3 protein-coding genes are annotated in these 2829 nt (G+C 72.0%); all 3 read right to left on the reverse strand.

The annotated features are described in order from the left end of the window. Positions 1–128: 128 nt before the first annotated feature. The 3 genes from ACGF12_RS32665 to ACGF12_RS32675 all read right to left on the reverse strand — a co-directional run bounded on the left by ACGF12_RS32665 (position 129) and on the right by ACGF12_RS32675 (position 2711). Entirely contained in the window at positions 129–1064 is a 936-nt protein-coding gene (locus ACGF12_RS32665; protein ID WP_393038212.1) for an AraC family transcriptional regulator, read from the reverse strand. Between the two features lie 29 nt (positions 1065–1093). After that, complete coding sequence (locus ACGF12_RS32670; protein ID WP_393038215.1) at positions 1094–2020, reverse strand: NADP-dependent oxidoreductase; 927 nt, start codon at positions 2018–2020, stop codon at positions 1094–1096. 136 nt (positions 2021–2156) lie between these two features. Next, positions 2157–2711 carry a Uma2 family endonuclease gene (locus ACGF12_RS32675; protein WP_393038218.1) on the reverse strand — a complete coding sequence of 185 codons (555 nt, stop codon included), beginning with the start codon at positions 2709–2711 and terminating at the stop codon, positions 2157–2159. Positions 2712–2829: the final 118 nt, after the last annotated feature.

A 2829-nucleotide genomic window follows, 5' to 3' on the forward strand; every position in this document is an offset into this window, starting at 1 on the left:
AACAGTGATCTTGGCCGACACGGTTCTAGCAGGAGCTCCGTCCCATTTCAGGCGACTTGACGCAACCGCCCAAGGCTCTATCTACACGGCGTTGGTTCTAGACCGGGTCCGGTCCTGAGACGGGTGCGCTACGCGGCGCGGGCCTCCCGGCGGTAGCCGCCGGGGGCCTGGCCGAACTCCCGCTTGAAGGCCTTCGCGAAGGCGTACTCCGAGCCGTACCCGGTCTGCGCCGCCACCGACGTCAGCGGCGCCTCCGACTCGCGCAGCAGCCGGGCGGCGGTGGTCATCCGCCAGCGCGTCAGGTACGCCATCGGCGGCTCGCCCACCATCGAGGTGAACCGCCGGGCGAAGGCGGCCCGGGACAGGCCCGCCCGGTCCGCCAGGGACTCCACCGTCCACGGGGTCGCCGGGGCCTCGTGGATCGCCGTCAGAGCGGGCGCGACGGCGGTGTCCCGCAGCGCCGCCGCCCAGCCGGCGGCGGTCGTGGCGGGCTGGTCCTCGAACCAGGCCCGCAGGATGTACAGCAGCAGCGCGTCGATCAGCGCCGGGACGATCCCGGTCGAGCCGATCCGCGGGTTCTCCAGCTCGGCGCCCAACAGCTGGACGGCAGCGGCCAGTTCGGGATGGCGGCCGTGCCGGGTGGGCAGGTGGATCAGTTCCGGGAGCTGGCGGACCATCGGGTGCGGGCGGCCCTGGTCCAGGTGGTAGCTGCCGCACAGCAGGCTGGTGCGGGCGCCGTCGCCGCCCAGCGACAGGGTGCCGATCGGCGAACCGCTCTCGACCCGGCAGGCCTTGGCGTCCACCGGCGGGGTGTCCGGGTGGTCGGCCAGCACATGGCCCCGGCCGTCCCGCAGGAACACCACGTCTCCCGGGCTGAGCGGGACGGGCTCGCCGCCGACGGCCGGGTCCACCGGGACCAGCCAGCAGGTGCCGTACAGCACCACGTGGAAACCGGCCCCGACCACCGGGGGCAGACGCAGGGCCCAGGGCGCCCGGCCGTCGGTGCGCACGGACGCGGGGTGCGCCGTGCGCATCGAACCCAGTGCCTCGGTCAGGATGTCCAACGCCCGCCCCTCTCGCCGCGTGTGGGAGTTCAGTCGACGGTGAGGACGACCTTGCCCTGGACGGTACCGGAGCCGACCAGCTCATGCGCCCGGCCGGCCTCGGCGAGCGGGAGGGCCGCGGCGACGTGCGGGCGGATCAGGCCCTCGTCCACCAGGGCGGCGATCGCCTCCAGCGAGGCGTAGTCGGGCTCGACGGAGACGCCCGCGAAGCGCCGTCCGGCGGCCTCGATCGCGGCGGCGAGCTCCCGGTTCCAGTGCTCCATGATGCTGACGAGAGTCCCGCCCGGCTTGAGCACCTCCAGGGCGCGGGTGCCCTCGGAGGAGGAGTCGAAGACGATGTCGACGTCCTCGACCGCCTCGGTGTAGTCGGTGGTGCGGTAGTCGATCACCTCGTCGGCGCCGATTTCCTTCAGGTAGGCGTGCTTGGGCTCGCTCGCGAGAGCGATCACGTATGCGCCGCGGGCCTTGGCGATCTGGACGGCGAAGTGGCCGACGCCGCCGGCCGCCCGGTGGATCAGCACCCGGTCGCCCTCGCCGACCTTCGCCAGGTCCACCAGGCCCTGCCAGGCGGTCAGCGCGGCCAGCGGCAGCGCGGCGGTCTGGGTGTGGTCCAGGGAAGCGGGCTTGCGGGCCAGTTGACGGGAGGGCGCGGCCACGTACTCGGCGTACCCGCCGGCGGAGCGCGGGAAGAACGGCATCCCGTAGACCTCCTCGCCGACCCGGTAGCGGGCGCCCGGCCCGGCCTCCTCGACCACCCCGGAGATGTCCCAGCCCACCGTGAACGGCGGCTCGCCCAGCAGCGGGAGCGCCCCCGCCCGCACCGCGACGTCCACCGGGTTCACCCCGGCGGCCTTCACCCGCACCAGCACCTCGCCGCTCAACGGCTTCGGCCGCTCCACTTCGACCAGCTCCATGACCTCCGGGCCGCCGAACTCCCGCTGCACGATCGCACGCATCGAACTCTCCCTCTCGGATCAACACCGGCCCCGAGCGAGGCCGTTCTCGACGTGATCAACGATAGGGAGGCCGGGTGAGCGGATGAATATCCTCAAGTCTTCGCTGGATGTCCGATCGTCTTGCCGAGAAAGCGGGTCAGGCGGGGTAGCGGACGAGGTCGTCGGTGGCGAGCTCGAAGTCGAACGGGGCCGGGATCGGCACGCGGTCGCCGAACTTGCCGTTCCACTGCTGGTGGTAGCCGCTGGCGGAGGGCTCGGAGTAGAGGGTGATGTCGCCCTCGCGAGGGTCGATCAGGAGGTGCAGCGGGATGTCCATCAGCGGGTAGTTGCGGACCTTGCCGACCAGGTCGTTCTCCGGGTTCGACGGCGAGACGATCTCCACCGCGATGGCGGCCTGTTCGGCCGGGACCTCGTTGCCACCCGACTCGATCGCCGAGAGGGGGATGTAAGTGAGGTCAGGGTTGCGCAGCTTCCCGACGTTCGTCGAGGCGAGGTCGGTGTTCTCGCTCGGCATCAGATCGGCCGGGCAGTGTGCGTCGAGCTGCTTGCGGACGATCAGCAGGTCGTGCTGGTGGAGCACGCAAGGGGTTGCCGTGATGACGATCGCATCGCCCGAAACCTCGACCTTCCACCCCGACGGTGGGGACAGAGTTCGAGCGTACGAGAGGACCTGGTGGTTCAAGTCGGCCACGTGGACCATGATCTCACCGCTGCGGAACGGCGAGGGGGGGGGGGGGGGGGGGGGGGGGGGGGGGGGGGGGGGGGGGGGGGGGGCTAAAAACCGGCGGGGGGGGGGCGGCGGCGCCGGG

Source organism: Kitasatospora sp. NPDC048296 (genome assembly GCF_043201815.1).
Taxonomy (GTDB): domain Bacteria; phylum Actinomycetota; class Actinomycetes; order Streptomycetales; family Streptomycetaceae; genus Kitasatospora.